This is a genomic window from Stenotrophomonas sp. 89682_Sma (assembly GCF_056481405.1).
This window is the reverse complement of record NZ_CM151147.1, coordinates 4,055,007-4,071,408: the sequence shown is the minus strand read 5'-3', so window position 1 is coordinate 4,071,408 and position 16,402 is coordinate 4,055,007. Positions and strand designations below refer to the sequence as shown.

12 protein-coding genes are annotated in these 16,402 nt (G+C 66.9%); 10 read left to right on the top strand and 2 right to left on the bottom strand.

The features are described 5' to 3' along the window. The 6 genes from mrdA (at position 1) to ACZK29_RS18710 (ending at position 9,143) form a co-directional block, all read left to right on the top strand. A complete protein-coding gene (mrdA, locus tag ACZK29_RS18735; protein WP_106550467.1) occupies positions 1-2,076 on the top strand; it encodes a penicillin-binding protein 2 in 2,076 nt (691 codons plus the stop codon). Next, positions 2,073-3,185, top strand: a complete 1,113-nt coding sequence (rodA, locus tag ACZK29_RS18730; RefSeq protein ID WP_005411073.1) for a rod shape-determining protein RodA — start codon at positions 2,073-2,075, stop codon at positions 3,183-3,185. The genes mrdA and rodA (ACZK29_RS18730) overlap by 4 nt, the downstream gene beginning before the upstream one ends. 148 nt (positions 3,186-3,333) lie before the next feature. After that, positions 3,334-4,428: a rod shape-determining protein RodA gene (gene rodA / locus ACZK29_RS18725; protein ID WP_111202788.1), complete on the top strand. Its 1,095-nt coding sequence runs from the start codon at positions 3,334-3,336 to the stop codon at positions 4,426-4,428. Positions 4,429-5,414: 986 nt separating this feature from the next. Then, entirely contained in the window at positions 5,415-6,560 is a 1,146-nt protein-coding gene (mltB, locus tag ACZK29_RS18720; protein ID WP_111202599.1) for a lytic murein transglycosylase B, read from the top strand. Beyond that, a complete protein-coding gene (locus ACZK29_RS18715) occupies positions 6,557-7,825 on the top strand; it encodes a septal ring lytic transglycosylase RlpA family protein (protein WP_111202600.1) in 1,269 nt (422 codons plus the stop codon). Before mltB ends, ACZK29_RS18715 begins: the two co-directional genes overlap by 4 nt. A gap of 100 nt (positions 7,826-7,925) precedes the next feature. After that, positions 7,926-9,143 (top strand): D-alanyl-D-alanine carboxypeptidase family protein, encoded by a 1,218-nt coding sequence (locus ACZK29_RS18710; RefSeq protein WP_111189020.1) that lies wholly within the window; start codon positions 7,926-7,928, stop codon positions 9,141-9,143. A gap of 99 nt (positions 9,144-9,242) precedes the next feature. Here the strand turns inward: ACZK29_RS18710 and ACZK29_RS18705 are convergent, their stop codons facing one another. Then, the gene (locus ACZK29_RS18705; protein ID WP_164147531.1) at positions 9,243-10,229 is read right to left on the bottom strand and encodes a trypsin-like serine peptidase; all 987 of its coding nucleotides are present in this window, start codon (positions 10,227-10,229) and stop codon (positions 9,243-9,245) included. Between the two features lie 274 nt (positions 10,230-10,503). Then, positions 10,504-11,562: a lipid A deacylase LpxR family protein gene (locus ACZK29_RS18700; RefSeq protein ID WP_171968432.1), complete on the bottom strand. Its 1,059-nt coding sequence runs from the start codon at positions 11,560-11,562 to the stop codon at positions 10,504-10,506. Between the two features lie 317 nt (positions 11,563-11,879). Here ACZK29_RS18700 and ACZK29_RS18695 point away from each other — a divergent pair, with 317 nt between their 5' ends. From ACZK29_RS18695 to ACZK29_RS18680, 4 genes are all read left to right on the top strand, one after another. Further along, positions 11,880-12,158, top strand: a complete 279-nt coding sequence (locus ACZK29_RS18695; RefSeq protein ID WP_005411067.1) for a YbeD family protein — start codon at positions 11,880-11,882, stop codon at positions 12,156-12,158. Then, positions 12,146-12,856: a lipoyl(octanoyl) transferase LipB gene (gene lipB / locus ACZK29_RS18690; RefSeq protein WP_459047401.1), complete on the top strand. Its 711-nt coding sequence runs from the start codon at positions 12,146-12,148 to the stop codon at positions 12,854-12,856. The genes ACZK29_RS18695 and lipB overlap by 13 nt, the downstream gene beginning before the upstream one ends. Positions 12,857-12,874: 18 nt before the next feature. Next, positions 12,875-13,885: a lipoyl synthase gene (gene lipA / locus ACZK29_RS18685; RefSeq protein ID WP_049410563.1), complete on the top strand. Its 1,011-nt coding sequence runs from the start codon at positions 12,875-12,877 to the stop codon at positions 13,883-13,885. A 319-nt stretch (positions 13,886-14,204) separates the two neighbouring features. After that, positions 14,205-16,382 carry a carboxy terminal-processing peptidase gene (locus ACZK29_RS18680; protein ID WP_111202602.1) on the top strand — a complete coding sequence of 726 codons (2,178 nt, stop codon included), beginning with the start codon at positions 14,205-14,207 and terminating at the stop codon, positions 16,380-16,382. The last annotated feature ends 20 nt before the right edge of the window (positions 16,383-16,402 follow it).

Genomic DNA, 16,402 nt, shown 5'->3' with positions numbered 1-16,402 from the left:
ATGATCCCGCGCCGCCAGGTCAAGAATCCGCACGCCGAAGCCGAACAGTTCCGCCGCCGTGCGGCGCTGGGTTTCCTGGGCGTGCTGGTCTGCCTGCTGGGCCTGGGCGGCTGGTACTTCAAGCTGCAGGTGCTGGACCACGACGTCTACGCCACGCGTTCGGAAGCCAACCGCATCAAGCCGCGGCCGGTGGTGCCCGGGCGCGGCATGATCTACGACCGCAACGGTCGCCTGCTGGCCGAGAACGTGCCGGCCTTCCGCCTGGACGTGACCCCGGACAAGGTCAAGGACATGGACGCCACCCTGGAAGGGCTGGCGAAGATCATCAGCATCAGCCCGGAAGAGCTGGAAGCGTTCAACAAGTCGCGCAAGGCGCGCCGCAAGTTCCTGCCGGTCACGCTGAAGCTGCGCATGAGCGACGAGGAGATGGCGCGCTTCGCCGTCGACCGTTGGCGCTTCCCCGGCGTCGAACTGGAGCCTTACCTGACCCGGCGCTACCCGTACGGCGACCTGTTCGCGCACATCATCGGCTACGTCGGCCGTGTCGACGACAAGGACCTGGAGATCCTCGGCGAAGGCAATGCCGCGCTGACCCACATCGGCAAGTCCGGCCTGGAGCGCTATTACGAGCAGCAGCTGCGCGGCAAGGTCGGCTACGAGCAGGTCGAAACCAACGTACAGGGCCGTGCCATCCGCACCATCGGCCGGGTGGCCGCGCAGTCCGGCGCCGACCTTCGGCTGTCGATCGACGCCGACCTGCAGCGCGCAATGGTGGCCGCGTTCGGTGACCAGGAAGGCTCGGCAGTGGCGATGGACCCGCGCACCGGCGAGGTGCTGGCGATGGTCAGCCTGCCGTCCTACGACCCCAACCTGTTCGTCAACGGCATTTCCCATGCCGACTTCAAGGCGCTGAACGAGAACCCGTCGCGGCCGCAGTTCAACCGCCTGGTGCTCGGTGGCGTTGCCCCCGGTTCCACGCTGAAGCCGCTGATCGGCCTGGCCGGCCTGGATTCGGGCGTGCGCCGCCCGGAAGACAAGGTGCTGTCCACCGGCATGTTCTACCTGCCCGGCACCAGCCGTGGCTGGGGTGATGCGCATCGTGGCGGCCACGGCTGGACCGACCTGCGCAAGTCCATCGCCGAGTCGGTCAATACCTATTACTACAAGCTGGCGCTGGACCTGGGCATCGAGCGCTTCGACCATTACATGGAGTACTACGGCTTCGGCCAACCGACCGGCATCGACCTCACCGGCGAGATCGGCGGCATCCTGCCGTCGCCGGCCTACAAGCGGAAGAGCCGCAAGGAAGCCTGGTACCCCGGCGATACGGTCAACATCAGCATCGGCCAGGGCGACTGGAAGGTCACCCCGCTGCAGCTGGCGCGCGGCGTCAGCGGCCTGGCCGACGGCCAGCTGCGCACCCCGCACCTGGTGATCCAGCAGCGCGACGGCTTCGACAGCGACTGGACCGCGACGCCGCCCGGCGAGAGCAAGCCGGTCAGCCCCAACCCCAACAACGTGCAGGCGGTGCGCGAGGGCATGATGGCGACCATGCGGCCCGGCGGCAGTGGCTGGCGCGTGGCGGTCGGTGCGCCGTACGTGATGGCCGGCAAGACCGGTACCGCGCAGGTCATCAGCCGCAAGGGCACCGCCGCGGTGAACCCGAAGAGCCTGCCGATGCACCTGCGCCACCGCGCGCTGTTCGTCGGCTTCGCGCCGGTCGAAAACCCGGTGATCGCGATCGCGGTGGCGGTGGAAGGTGGTGGCTACGGTGGTTCGGCTGCTGCACCGATCGCACGCAAGGTGTTCGACGCCTACCTGCTGGGCAAGATGCCCGAAGGCATGCAGCCGCTGGACAGCGAGCGTGGCACCACCGCCATCGGCGCCACCGCGTTCGACAACGAAGACGCCGGCGCACGCCAGGCCGGTGACCTGGCGGCCGCGCAGCTGGGCGAACACCCGGTGCAGGTGGGGGCACCCACGCCCGAACCGGCCCCTGCGCCGCAGCCGGGCACGCCGGCCGCGGCTGCACTGCCGGCCACGCCACGCCCGACGGTTGCGGAGCCCGCACGATGAAAGTGTTCCTGCGCTGGGCCGGCGACATGCTGCGCCGCTTCTTCAGCACGCTGGACTGGGTGCTGTGCCTGGCCCTGGGCGCGCTGATGGTGATCGGCCTGGCCACCTTGAAGAGTGCTGGTGGCGATGGCCTGGTGATGGCCCAGGGCGCGCGTTTCGCGGTGGGCATGGCCGCACTGTGGGGTATCTCGCGGGTGCCGATCCTGCGCATCCGCTCGGCCACGCCGATGATCTATGCGATCTCGATGATCCCGCTGCTGGCGGTGTTCGTGCTCGGTACCGGCAAGTACGGCCGGCAGTGGCTGGACCTGAAGTTCTTCTACCTGCAGCCGGCCGAGCTGCTGAAGGTCAGCCTGCCGATGATGGTGGCCTGGTACCTGCACAAGATGCCGCTGCCGCCGCGCTTCAACACCGTGCTGGTGGCCTTGATCATCATCGGCGTGCCGACCGGCCTGGTGATGCTGCAGCCGGACTTCGGTACCGGCGTGCTGATCGCCGCCAGCGGCGTGTTCGTACTGCTGCTGGCGGGCCTGCCGTGGTGGTGGGTCGGCCTGGGCGTGGGCGGCGTGGCCGCGGTTGCGCCGGTGGCCTGGTTCTGGCTGCTGCGGCCGTACCAGAAGGACCGCATCATGATGTTCCTGGACCCGGAGATGGATGCGCTGGGGGCCGGTTGGAACATCATCCAGTCGAAGATCGCGATCGGTTCCGGCGGCTTCGATGGCAAGGGCTGGGGCGAGGGCTCGCAATCCCACCTGAACTTCATTCCCGAGCAGACCACCGACTTCGCGTTCTCGGTGCTGAGCGAAGAGTTCGGCTGGATGGGTGTGGCCCTGGTGCTGACCCTGTACCTGGTGGTGATCGGGCGTTGCCTGTGGATCGCCAGCCAGTCGCGTGATTCGTACTCGCGCCTGCTGGCCGGCGCCACCGGCCTGGCGTTCTTCGTCTACGTGCTGGTGAACGGCGGGATGATTTCCGGCCTGCTGCCGGTGGTGGGCGTGCCGATGCCGCTGATCAGCTACGGCGGAACTTCGGCGGTATCGCTGCTGGCCGGCTTCGGCCTGGTGATGGCGGTGCGCAGCCACAACCCGGTGCACGGCGGCTACGGCTAGCCGCCGCGCTTCCTGCTCCTGATTCCTGTAGAGCCGAGCCATGCTCGGCTGCTTCTGCTGTATGAAAGGCAGTCGAGCATGGCTCGACTCTACAAATGCTGCGCCGCGCTGACAGCTTCACGCAAGCGCGCGTTGCTACCGTGCCCGCGTGGAATGGAAACGACTGCTTGGCGGCTGCCGTGAGGCAGTGCGCACGATTGATCTGCCGTTGCTCGTCGCGCTGTTGATCCTGATGGCGGCGGGCCTGGCGGTGCTGCACAGCGTGTCCGGCCCGGTGGCCGGGCAGGCGGCGCGTTTTGCCGGTGGCCTGGCGTCGATGTGGCTGCTGTCGCGCGTTTCGCTGCTGCGACTGCGCGCGTGGACCCCTGCGATCTACGCGCTGTCGATGCTGCCGCTGATGGCGGTGTATGTGATCGGCACCGGCAAGTATGGGCAGCGCTGGCTCAATCTCGGCGTGTTCTACCTGCAGCCGTCCGAGCTGCTCAAGCTCAGCCTGCCGCTGATGATGGCCTGGTACCTGCATCGGCAACCGCTGCCACCGTCGCCGCGCACCGTACTCACCGCCGCCGTGCTGATCGGCGTACCGGCGGTGCTGATCCTGATGCAGCCCAACCTCGGCACCGCCACGCTGGTCACCGCCAGCGGCGTGTTCGCGCTGCTGTTGGCGGGGCTGCACTGGGGCTGGGTGGCGACCGGCGCGACGGGCCTGGCCGTGGCCGCGCCGCTGGCCTGGTTCGGCTTGTTGCGGCAGTACCAGAAGGATCGCGTGCTGACCTTCCTCGACCCGGCGGCCGATCCACTCGGTACCGGCTGGAACATCCTGCAGTCGCGCATCGCGATTGGATCCGGTGGCTGGGACGGGCGTGGCTGGGGGCAGGGCACGCAGGCCACGCTGGATTTCCTGCCCGAGTACACCACCGACTTCGCGTTCTCGGTGCTGGCCGAAGAGTTCGGCTGGATCGGTGTGGCGACGCTGTTCGCGCTGTACCTGTTCGTGGTGGGGCGTTGCCTGTGGATCGCAGTGCACGCACGCGACACGCATGCACGGTTGCTGGCCGGCAGCCTGGGACTGGCGTTCTTCGTCTACGTGCTGGTGAACGGTGGAATGATTTCCGGCCTGCTGCCGGTGGTGGGCATTCCGATGCCGCTGATCAGTTACGGCGGGACCTCGGCGGTTTCGCTGTTGGCTGGCATCGGGCTGGTGATGGCGGTGCGGGGGCACCGGCCCGTGCACGGGGGATAGCGTTTCCAGCCATCGGCGCAGCCCCTCGTGGGTGGTTGGGTTGGTCGCTTAAAGCCGGATTGCTGAGGGCTGGCCGGGTGGGTGGGTAGTGCGGGGACGCCGTAAACCCGTCCATGGGGGCTTGGCCGCGGCATCCATGCCGCGGACACCCCGCACTACCCACCCACCCGGCCGCTGACAGTTCACGGGTGTTCTCCACCCACGGAGAAGAAAAAGAAGATCAAAGGCAAAAGCAGCTTGGCCGGTTGCTTCATTGCTTCCTGTAGGGCCGAGCCATGCTCGGCTCACGAGCAAGCGCAGCGCCGCGACCCGCTTTTGAATTTTCTTCTCTTCTCCGTGGATGGCCGCGCTCGGAACCTGTCCGTGGCCGGGTAGATGGGTTGCGCAGGGGCGTGAGCCGCATGGATGCGGCGACCGAGCTTACATGGACGTACTTGCAGCGCCCCCTGCGCAGCCCATCTACCCGGCCCCACCCATGAACTGCTTTGCGCGACCACCCACGAGGGGCTGCGCCGTTGGCTGGAAACTTCCTGACTCTGCGCAACGCCCGTTATGGAAGCGTTCTCACAACGATGCACGACAGCACACCCGCTGACCAAAGTCCGCAAAAAACGTTATCTGGTTCACACTTTTGCGCCGCGTTGATCTTGATCAATGGACTTGTCGTAATCGGCCTGCACAATGGCGGCCCGTTCGGCACGGCGCGCCGTCAATCGTTGCAGCGCGAGGGGGCGTCGGGCGGGAGCAGTACTGATCCAACGGATACAGGGAGCGCGGGGCACTGCCACTGGGGAGCGGCAGCCGCGCAGGTATCGACCGGATCCGGTCGCCGGTTGCGTCTGCGGGGATGGGGACGCAACCGGCCACCTCTCTGAATGGGGAAGCACGATCACAACGTCTTCACATTTCCCGCTGAACGCGGGCAAATCGTTGTGATTCATGGTGTTAGGGGTTTTAATTCATCCATGACCTGCTAACCTGCGACGATGATTCGACGCACTCTGGCCTGCATGCTCACCCTCGGCCTGGTCGCCTGCGCGACCCAGCCGAAGTCCCCACCGTCTTCGCCCCAGGCCAGCAGTACGCCGCGCCAGCCCGCCACCAAGGCCCATGGGCCGGCCGAGGCTGCACCCGAAGCCACTGCGGCTACCGCGCCGCCGGTCGATCTCACCCCGGTGCCGTTCGAGGTTGCGCGGGCCCGCTTCATTGCCGATACCTCCAAGCGCTATGGCCTGAAGCCGGAGCAGATCAGCAGCGTGCTCGACCAGGCGCAGGTCCGCCAGCCGATCATCGCGGCGATGTCGCGCCCGGCCGAGCGGGTCAAGCCGTGGAACGAATACCGGCCGATGTTCATCAGCAAGGCACGTATCGATGGCGGCCGCGCGTTCCTGGCCGAGCATCGCGCCGAACTGGATCGCGTGCAGCAGCGCACCGGCGTGCCGGCCGAAGTGATCGTGGCGATCATCGGCGTGGAAACCAGCTACGGAAAAAATGCCGGCAGCCATCGCGTGCTCGATGCGCTGTACACGCTGGCGTTCTACTACCCGCGCAGCGGCGATCCGGCCAAGCTGGAACGTGAGGTGCGCCGCGAGCTGTTCTTCCGCGACGAGCTGGCCAAGCTGTTCGAGCTGGGCCGCGAAGAAAAGCTGGACATCACCACGCTCAAGGGCAGTTATGCCGGTGCGATGGGCATGGGCCAGTTCATGCCGTCCAGTTACCTCGATTACGCGGTGGACGGCAACGGCGATGGCCGTCGCGACCTGTTCAACAGCTACGACGACGTGTTCTCGTCCATCGCCAACTACTTCGTGAAGAAGGGAGGCTGGGTGCGTGGTGGCCAGGTTGCCGTACCGGCCACGCTGGCGCCGGGCCGCGAGGAGTTCAATCCGACCGAATGGATGCCGACCTGGTCGCTGGCCGATCTGGCGCAGCGCGGCTACCAGCCCGGCGCTGCAGTGCAGCCGGGCGCCACGGCCACGCCGATCACGCTTGAAGGCAGCGCCGGCAAGCAGTACTGGCTGGGCTTCCAGAACTACTACGCGATCACCCGCTACAACCTCTCGAAGATGTACGCGATGGCCGTGTTCCAGTTGTCCCAGGCCATCGCCGGACAGGAGCTGCCCCCGGCATGAACATCAGATGGCTGGTCCCAGGCTTGATCGTCCTCGCGCTGGCGGCCTGCAGCAGCGCGCCGAAGAAGCCGGCCACGGCCGGCCATGGTGGCAAGTCCAGCGGCACACTGGTGCAGGGCCGTGGCTCGCGCCCGGCACATTGCCCGGAAGGTTCGCCATATGCGGCGGCCAAGGAAGACCTGAGCACCCGCGGCAACTACACTGCCGGTGGCCTGTACAAGCCGGGCGTGCGTGACAGCACGCCAGACTACGTTCCCAACGTGGCCTGCATCCCCGAGCCGGAAGTGACCGCCGAGGAACGATCGGCGATCGGCAACAAGTCGCCGTACGTGGTGCTGGGCAAGTCGTACAAGGTGCTCGACGACACCCGCAACTATGTCGAGCGCGGCACAGCGTCGTACTACGGCGCCAAGTTCCACGGCCGCCTGACCTCCAACCGCGAGGTCTACGACATGTACCAGTTCACCGCCGCGCACAAGACGCTGCCGCTGCCCAGCTTCGCCCGCGTCACCAACCTGGACAACGGCGAATCGGTGATCGTGCGTGTCAACGACCGTGGCCCGTTCCATGACGGCCGCGTGGTCGATCTCAGTTATGCCGCCGCGGTCCGCCTGGGCATCACCCAGCGCGGTACCGGCAATGTGGAAGTGCGTGCGCTGCAGCCGGGCGAGAGCAACCTGCTGGCGCAGAAACCGTCGCGCCGCGAGCGCCGCGCCGCTGAAGCAGCCGCCGCCACCGCCGTGGCCAGTGCACGTCCGGCACCGACCGCTCGTGCAACCGCCGACAGCGACATCGATCGCCTGGTCAACCGCCTGCCGGCCGATGGCACCCCGGCGCGCGGCCAGCCGGCCACCACCCAGGGCGTGGCCAGCACTGTGCCGGACGTGGCGGTCAGCAGCCTGCCGCCGAGTGCGCCCGTGGTGCGCAACTCCGCGCCGGCCCCGGCCGTGGTCGCCAGCACGGCCCCGCGCACGGTGGCACCGGCACCGGTGCGTGCCGCCCCGGCGGCGCCCAGCCTGTCGCAGCAGATGGTCGGCGCGGTGATGGTGCAGGTCGCCAGCTTCTCCAACCGCGACAACGCCAACCGCGCGATGGGCCAGCTCAGTGCCGCCGGCATCGTCGGCGCGACCATCAGTGACATCGCCGCCGGTGGCCGTACCCTGTTCCGCCTGCGCGTTCCTGCCAGCGACCATGCCAGTGCTGCGGAACTTGTCGGTCGCATCGCCGGTCTTGGCCTGGGTTCGCCGCAGATCGTCAAGGATTGATCCGCCCGGGCCGGTGCTGCTGGCCCATGCTCTCCCGGCCTTACAATGGCCGTTACGTTCCACCCTCCATTCCCGGCCGTCCCCTGGAGCCTGCTGTCCAATGAATTTCCGTTCCGCCGCCACCGCCCTGGCCGCCACCCTGGTGGTGGGCCTGGCTTCCGCCCAGACGCCGCTGCCGACTCCGGCCACGCCGGCGCCCGCCGCCGCTGCCGCCCCGGCCACCGTCGCCACCCCGCCGGCCCCGGCACCGAGCGTGTCCAAGGCCTGGGTGCTGATGGATTACGCCACCGGCCAGGTGCTGGCCGGTGAAAACGTCCACGAGCAGCTGGCCCCGGCCAGCATCACCAAGGTGATGACGTCCTACGTGATCGCCGCCGAGGTCAAGAACGGCAAGGTCCGTGCAGATGACCAGGTGATGATGAGCGAGCGCGCCTGGCGCGAAGGTGGCGCCGGTACCGACGGCAGCTACAGTGGCTTCCCGGTCAACCAGACTGCACGCCTGGAAGACATGGAAAAGGGCATGGCGATCCAGTCCGGCAATGACGCCGCGATTGCCCTGGCCGAACATGTGGCTGGCAGCGAAGAGGCCTTTGCCTCGCTGATGAACAGCTACGCCGCCAAGATCGGCATGAAGGACTCGCACTTCGTCAACGCCCATGGCCTGACCGCGCAGGGCCACCACAGCACCGCCTACGATCTGGCGCTGCTGGGCCGCGCGATGGTGCGCGATTACCCGGAAACCTACGCGTACAACAAGATCAAGGAATTCCAGGTCGGCAACATCAAGCAGCCGAACCGCAACCTGCTGCTGTGGCGCGATGGCAGCGTGGACGGCATCAAGACCGGCCACACCTCCGAGGCCGGCTACTGCCTGATGAGCTCGGCCCAGCGTGGCGACCAGCGCCTGATCGCGGTGGTGCTGGGCGGTGCGTCGGAGAAGCAGCGTGCCGATGACAGCCTGGCCCTGCTGAACTGGGGCTTCCGTTTCTTCGAGACCCATCGCCTGTACGAGCCGGGCAAGGCCGTGGCCGAGCACAAGGTCTGGAAGGGCACCACCGACAAAGTGCAGCTGGGCGTGGCGCAGCCGATGCTGGTCAGCGTGCCGCGCGGCCGCTACAACGACCTGAAGCCGAGCATCGACGTGCCCAAGACCCTGGAAGCACCCTTCACCGCCGGGCAGCAGATCGGCACCGTGAAGGTCACCCTGGATGGCAAGGTCATCGCCGAGGCACCGCTGGTGGCCGTGGCTGCCGTCGAGCAGGCCGGCTTCTTCAAGCGCCTGTGGGACAGCTTCTGGATGTGGTGGGAATCGGAGTGATCCACGCTCAGGTGTGGTGAACGAAAAGGCCGGCGAATGCCGGCCTTTTCGTTTCTCTGTTGGAACGCGATGCGGGCTTGAATGGAGAACCTTGAAGTTTCACGGGGTGCGCTGCTGGATGTACCAGTAGGCACGTTCGGCCAGCGCCTCGGTCTCGGCCGAACACAGATGGGCGCGGCCGTCGTTGACCACGCCCATGCTGTTTACTCCCACAACGATTCCATGGCCGTTGTCGAAATCAAACGCTTCCAGCACCGGTCCGCCGCTGGAACCCGGGCCCTGCACGCAGACAAGGCCCCACTGAAGAATCTTCTCCGAACCGAAGGGTCGACACGGTGACAGTTCAACGCGCGCAGTGGCGCAATAAGCCAGTTGCTGGCCGGTGTATTCGGGATTTCCGAATTCGTACCAGGGTGTTGGCGGGATGAGGCCGATGCCATTGGCTGAAACGGGGTAGCCGAACGTAACGCGGGGACCGGTTGCGGGGCGCTCATCGAAGCGAATGGCCTGGCTGCCAGCGTGGCGCGCGGGTCCCTGGCCGGATGCATCGGTGTGGGTCTGCAGGAAACTGGTGTCGAGTGCGCCGGAAATTGAGGCCTGCGGTGCGACGATCCGCCGTACTGGATACTTTCCCAGCGGCGCAGTGCCATTCTCGAAAAACGGTGCGAAGAGAAGGTGGCGACTCCAGTGGACGGCACCGTGCTCGTCCAGCTGCGCAAGGCAATGCCATGCTGTCACCAGGATGTCGCCACCAAGGCTGTCGACTACGGTGGCGGTGCACGAAGCGTCCTCGCCATCCGGGCGGGTCAGGAAAAGCCGCCCGACACCAGCAGGGTGTGGGCCTGTGCCCCGCCATGGGTCACCGTCGGTCTGCAGTGGATCCGGCCCCGGTGGCTTGATGGCAGCTTCTCCCTTGTCGGGTACGGCAGCGAGTCTTTCATTCGTCCAGTAGGCGAGGACCTCTTCCTGTGAGGTCTCCATCCAGTGCTCAACCAGATCGCCAGCCGACGCAGTGGTCGAGAAGGTGGCACATGCGGTGATTGCTATGCCCAATGCCATGCGAAACGCATGTGGATGATGGTGCATGACAGGACCTCTGCTCGGAGTGCGAACAGAGATAGCGTGGCGCCAGCGGTCGTGCCATGAGAGAAGTTGTACTTTCAGCACGCTTCGTCGCTGGCCTGTGATCGGGTGGACCCAGTCGAGCGCCAACGCGGCCTGGAGGTCACCCGTTTCGGCCTTTGCCCGGGCAATGGCGCCGAGTCATGCCCGGCGGAAGAAATGCCTTATGCAGCGAGCGATGCAAACCGGTGTGCCGACCAGCGGTCGGCACCTACCCGCTTCACCCTCAGCCCCTCGCTTACAGCGAGCGGCTGATGGTGAAGCTGCCGAACACCGGCGACTGGCGCTGGCCATTGAACTCGCGGGTACTGTGGTAGCGCGCCACTGCGAACTTCCAGCGCCCGCGCATCACTGCGACGCCGTAGCCCCCCTGGGCCACCACGTGGCGCTTGTCCACGCTGTGGCTGTTGCGGAAGGTGTTGCCGTCCAGGGTGATGTCGCGGATCACCCATGCCGCGTCGGTGGTCGCGAACAGGTGCCAGGACCAGCCGCTGGGGCGGCCGCCACGGGTCGGCGCGGTGTTCTCGCCGGCCGGGCGCAGCGGCGTGCTGCCAAAGTCGTCGGGCAGCTTCCAGCCGAAGCGCACTTCGCCACCGGCGTTGGCCTTGGTTTCCAGGTTGCCGATCGCACCACCATAGTGGCTGATCGCATCCCAGCCCCAGCCGCCGGCATTGACGCTGGCATCGGCCGGCCAGCGGCGCATGCGCTCGTGGGTCAGCATGAACACCGGCTCGTTGTGCAGCTGGTTGTCCCAGCCCTCGAACTTCTTGTCGCCCAGGATGTTGTGCACGGCATCCTGCACCTGCTTGCCCTGTGCCCACGGCCCGACCACGCCCACGGCCAGCTGGGTGGTCTGCAGGCGGTCGCCGCTGCGTGCGTTGAAACCGAAGCTGGCCAGCAGCACGCCGGCATACGGGCGGTCATCCTCGATCAGGTCGCGGCGGGTCGGGTCGGTCGGGGTGAAGATGCCCTGGCCGATGCTGAAGATCATGTTCTGCTGCTCGAACCTGCCCGGGTGCAGGCCTTCCAGGTACTGGTTCACCCAGCGCGCCATGCGCGGCAGGCAGGGGTCGTCGGTGTAGTCGACCAGGTTGGGCGAGACCAGGGTCAGCTGCGCGCCGTTGGTATAGCCCTGGTCCTGGTGGCGGCCACCAAACAGGTCGTTGTCGACGCGGAAGTTGACCTGCGGCGGGTGGTCGCGCATCGCGTCCGGGCCACATTGTTCGGCCGCCTGGGCGGCAAGGGGGAGGGTGGCGGCCAGCAGGCCGGAAAGCCCGATGACTGCGACGCTACGCATGGATGGAATGCTCATGGGGAAGGGGGCGGTTGTCTGTCGATTTATGCAACGACACGGTACGCGTGAGTACGTGACGGAACGAGCGCTTTCCGATCACTTGTCTGTTCCGAAAACAACATTGTCCGGGGGGCACAATTCGTTACATGCGTGCGATCGGTGCCATGGCCGGATCCGGCTCGGAGCGCGTCGGTTCCAGTCAGCTGGCGTTTGGCCACCAGGGGCGCCGCCGCTCGCTGCAACGCAGCGGCTCGCCCGTGCCGCCTTTGACTTTGATGAATACTCTTGGGTTTGTTGCCCTGCGGCCCGATAATGGGTCCATGGAAATCAAGTCCGACAACCCCGACCACGGCTTCCAGTTCCCCGGCCAGTTCGAGCTCAGCGCCATGGGCCCGGCCAACCGCGGCCTGGAACATGAGCTCCCCCGCCTGCTGCTGGCTGCCGGCATCGATGTCGTCAATGAACGCATCAGCTGGAAGCATTCCTCCAACGGCAAGTACGTGTCCGTCCGCATCGTGTTCAAGGCCGAGAGCCGCGAACAGTACGACCTGGCGCACCAGGCGCTGCGCGACCACCCGGAAGTGAAGTGGACGCTGTAGCCGACAGCTGCCCGTCCGACGCCGCCCCGGAAGACCGTGCGCCGCGTCCGGCGGTGGTCCGTGACCTCGGCCGCCAGGCGTACGAGCCGGTGTGGCGCGCCATGCAGCGCTTCACCGACCAGCGCAGCGACACCGATGCCGACGAACTGTGGGTCGTCGAGCACGACCCGGTGTTCACCCTGGGCCAGGCCGGCAAGGACGAGCACGTGCTGGCGCCGGGCGACATCCCGGTGCTGCATGTGGACCGTGGCGGCCAGGTGACCTATCACGGCCCCGGCCAGATCGTGGTCTACCCGTTGCTGCGCCTGCCGCGGCTGGGCATCGGCGTGCGCGACTACGTGTGCCGCATCGAACAGGCCATCATCGATACGCTGGGCGAGTGGAACATCGGTGCCGAACGGCGCGAGGGCGCCCCGGGCGTCTATGTCGGTGGCGCCAAGATCGCTGCACTCGGCATCCGCGTGCGTCGCGGCTGCACCTTCCATGGCCTGGCCTTCAATGTGGCCATGGACCTGGAACCCTTCCACCGCATCAATCCCTGTGGCTATCAGGGGTTGCAGGTGACCTCGGTGGTAGACTTGGGCGGCCCCTCCGGGATGGAGGCCGTCAAGCCGGTGCTGCTGGACCACCTGGCCCACCAGTTCGGCCTGCTGCTGCAGCACACCCCCGAACTGCCCGATCTTTCTGCGGCCGCCTGACCGCTCCCCGGAACTGCCATGACTGAAACCACCGCCCGTTCCATTCCCCTGCAGATCGTGCAGGGCGACTCCCCGTCCGCCGCGCCTTTGCAGGCCGGGGTCAAGCAGCTGGGCGGTGACAAGATCAACCGCTCGCCGGTGCAGTTCGCCGATGCGCCGGTGCTGCGCAAGCCGTCCTGGATCCGCGTGCGCATTCCTTCGGGCAATGCGGTGCAGAACCTGAAGGCCAAGCTGCGCGAGAACCGCCTGGTGACCGTGTGCGAGGAAGCCAGCTGCCCGAACATCCACGAGTGCTTTGGCCACGGCACCGCCACCTTCATGATCTTGGGCGAGGTCTGCACCCGGCGTTGCTCGTTCTGCGACGTGGCCCACGGCCGCCCGAAGCCGCCGGATGCCAACGAACCGGCCAGCCTCGGCCAGACCGTGGCCGACATGGGCCTGAAGTACGTGGTGGTGACCAGCGTCGACCGCGATGACCTGCGCGATGGTGGTGCCCAGCACTTTGTCGACTGCATCACCGCCATCCGCGAGAAGTCGCCGGGCACCCGCATCGAAGTGCTGACCCCGGACTTCCGTGGCAAGGGCCGCATGGAGCGCGCGCTGGAGATCCTGGCGCAGAACCCGCCGGACGTGTTCAACCACAACATCGAAACCGTACCGGACCTGTACCGCAACGTGCGCCCGGGTGCGGACTACCAGTGGTCACTGAACCTGCTGAAGAACTTCAAGGCCCAGCACCCGGACGTGCCGACCAAGAGCGGCATCATGCTCGGCCTGGGTGAAGACTTCGAACAGATCAAGGCCACCATGCGCGACCTGCGCGCGCATGACGTGGACATGATCACCATCGGCCAGTACCTGCAGCCGACCGCGCACCACCACCCGGTGCTGAAGTACTGGACCCCCGAGGACTACAAGGCGCTGGAAGACTACGGCTACGAGCTGGGCTTCAGCCACGTGGCCTCTGGCCCGATGGTGCGCTCGTCGTACCACGCCGACGTACAGGCCAAGGGCGCAGGGGTCCGGTAAGCGGTTGCGCGATGCGCGCTACCGCTTCCCACGCTGCGCTGCGCACACCGTGGGCCCCGGCTTACCACCACCCACACCCCCGCCGCTTCGCGGCCGCCCCCTGACTCAGGGGGCTTGCAACCCCATGCCCTCTGCAACCGGACAGACGGCAACCGCTGGGTGCGCCGCTCTTCAGCCATTCACAATTTGCTACATCGGCCCGGCTAGGCTGGTTTTCCACCGAGCGCGGCCGGGTGACAAACCCGGCAACTTTCGGCACTGTCGTGGTGTCTTAACACCCCGCAGTCTCCCCCTTGGCAAGGCGCCTTCGAGCACGTCAATGAAATTCAAAGCCCCCGCATTCCTGATGGCCCTGGCGCTGGTCGCGCCGCTGGCGTTGGCGGCCAAGGCCGACTCGCCCGCATTGCCCGCGGCGGCCACCGCCGACCAGGTGACCACGTCCAAGCTGGTGTACGGCCTGCTGTCCGACAGCCGCTACGCCTACCGCCCGCGCGCGCTGGACGAGGCCACCTCCAAGGACGTGTTCAAGCGCTACCTGGAGACGCTGGACGGCGGCAAGCAGTACTTCACCCAGGCCGACGTGGCGCGCTTCGCGCCGTTCGAGGCCAACATCTCCTCGGCCATCCGTGGCGGCGAGCTGGAGCCGGCGTTCCAGGTGTTCGCCGTCTACAAGCAGCGCGTCGGCGAACGCGTGGCCTATGCGCGCAGGCTGCTCAAGCAGGAGCCGGACTTCACCACCGACGAGCGCTTCGAGTACGACCGCAAGAAGGTGCCGTGGGCGGCCAGCAGCGCCGAGCTGGATGAGCTGTGGCGCAAGTCGGTCAAGAACGACTGGCTGCGCTTGAAGCTGGCCGGCAAGAAGCCGGATGACATCCGCAAGACGCTGGACAAGCGCTACGCCACGCTGGAAAAGTCGGTCAATGAACTGAAGGGCGAGGACGTCTTCCAGTTCTTCATGAATTCGTACACCAGTGCGGTCGATCCGCACACCGATTACTTCACCCCGCGCACCGCCGAGAACTTTAACCAGGCGATGTCGCTGTCGCTGGAAGGCATTGGTGCACAGCTGCAACGCCAGGACGACGTGGTGGTGATCCGCGAGATCATCGCCGGTGGCCCGGCTGCGGTGGACGGCACGCTGAAGCCGGGTGACCGCATCGTCGGCGTTGGCCAGGGCAAGTCCGGCCTGGTCGAGGACGTGATCGGCTGGCGCATCGACGATGTCGTGGCCAAGATCCGCGGCGCCAAGGACACCCAGGTGAAGCTGGAATTCATCCCGGCCGCCGAGGGTGCCGATGGCAAGCACCACACCCTGGTGCTGACCCGGCAGAAGGTGCGCCTGGCCGAACAGGCCGCCAAGGGCGAGACCATGACCATTCCGGCCGCCAACGGCGAGCCGGCGCGCAAGATCGGCGTGATCAAGCTGCCGACCTTCTACCAGGACTTCGAAGGCCGTCGCCGCAATGCCGCCGACTACGCCTCGGCCACCCGCGACGTGGCCAAGCTGCTGGCCGGCTTCAAGAACGACAAGCTGGACGGCGTGGTGCTGGACCTGCGCAACAACGGTGGTGGTTCGCTGGATGAAGCGATCGAACTGACCGGCCTGTTCATCGAACAGGGTCCGGTGGTGCAGGTGCGCGAGTCCGGTGGCCGCGTCACCGTCAACAGCGACCGCAACCAGGGCGTGGCGTGGGATGGCCCGCTGGCGGTGCTGATCAACCGCGGCTCGGCCTCGGCCTCGGAAATCTTCGCCGGCGCCATCCAGGACTACGGCCGCGGCCTGGTGATCGGTGAAACCAGCTTCGGCAAGGGCACCGTGCAGAACATCGTCGACCTCGACCGCTGGCCGAGCGGCGAGACCCAGCGCTTCGGCCAGGTCAAGCTGACCATCGCCCAGTTCTTCCGCATCAGCGGCAGCAGCACCCAGCACAAGGGTGTGGTGCCGGACCTGGCCTTCCCGGCCAGCGTCGATGCCACCGAGTTCGGTGAAAGCACCTACGACAACGCGCTGCCGTGGACCCGCATCGCCGCCGTGCCGCACACCCAGTACGGCAACTTCGCGCCGCTGCTGCCGAAGCTGGAAACCCGCCACGACACCCGTATCGCCACCGACAAGGAGTTCCAGTGGTGGAACGAGGACGTGCAGCAGTTCCGCACCGAAGCGGCGAAGAAGTACATCTCGCTCAACGAGGCGACCCGTCGCGCGGAACGCGAGCGCCAGGATACCCAGCGCAAGGAGCGCCAGGTGCAGCGCAAGGAGCTGGGCCTGGCCCTGGACCCGCTGGCAGATGACAGCAGCGATGACGGGCTGACCGGCAACGAGCGCGACATCGTCAAGGATGCAGCGCGCGAGAAGGCTGCCGAGAAGCGCCCGGACCCGCTGCTGCGCGAGTCGGCCTCGATCCTGGCCGACGCGGTGAACCTGCTGGCCAATGACCGCCCGCTGTCGGCGCAGGTGCTGCCGCAGTCCACCGGTGCCGGCCGCTGGGCCGACTGAGTCGGCGACGGCACGTGATA

Bases quoted from the DNA above. Each gene is read 5' to 3' on its own strand.
- ACZK29_RS18680 (WP_111202602.1), top strand. From the start codon at position 14,205: ATGAAATTCAAAGCCCCCGCATTCCTGATGGCCCTGGCGCTGGTCGCG.
- ACZK29_RS18700 (WP_171968432.1), bottom strand. From the start codon at position 11,562: ATGCGTAGCGTCGCAGTCATCGGGCTTTCCGGCCTGCTGGCCGCCACC.
- ACZK29_RS18705 (WP_164147531.1), bottom strand. From the start codon at position 10,229: ATGCACCATCATCCACATGCGTTTCGCATGGCATTGGGCATAGCAATC.
- ACZK29_RS18710 (WP_111189020.1), top strand. From the start codon at position 7,926: ATGAATTTCCGTTCCGCCGCCACCGCCCTGGCCGCCACCCTGGTGGTG.
- rodA (WP_005411073.1), top strand. From the start codon at position 2,073: ATGAAAGTGTTCCTGCGCTGGGCCGGCGACATGCTGCGCCGCTTCTTC.
- mrdA (WP_106550467.1), top strand. From the start codon at position 1: ATGATCCCGCGCCGCCAGGTCAAGAATCCGCACGCCGAAGCCGAACAG.
- ACZK29_RS18695 (WP_005411067.1), top strand. From the start codon at position 11,880: ATGGAAATCAAGTCCGACAACCCCGACCACGGCTTCCAGTTCCCCGGC.
- mltB (WP_111202599.1), top strand. From the start codon at position 5,415: ATGATTCGACGCACTCTGGCCTGCATGCTCACCCTCGGCCTGGTCGCC.
- ACZK29_RS18715 (WP_111202600.1), top strand. From the start codon at position 6,557: ATGAACATCAGATGGCTGGTCCCAGGCTTGATCGTCCTCGCGCTGGCG.
- lipA (WP_049410563.1), top strand. From the start codon at position 12,875: ATGACTGAAACCACCGCCCGTTCCATTCCCCTGCAGATCGTGCAGGGC.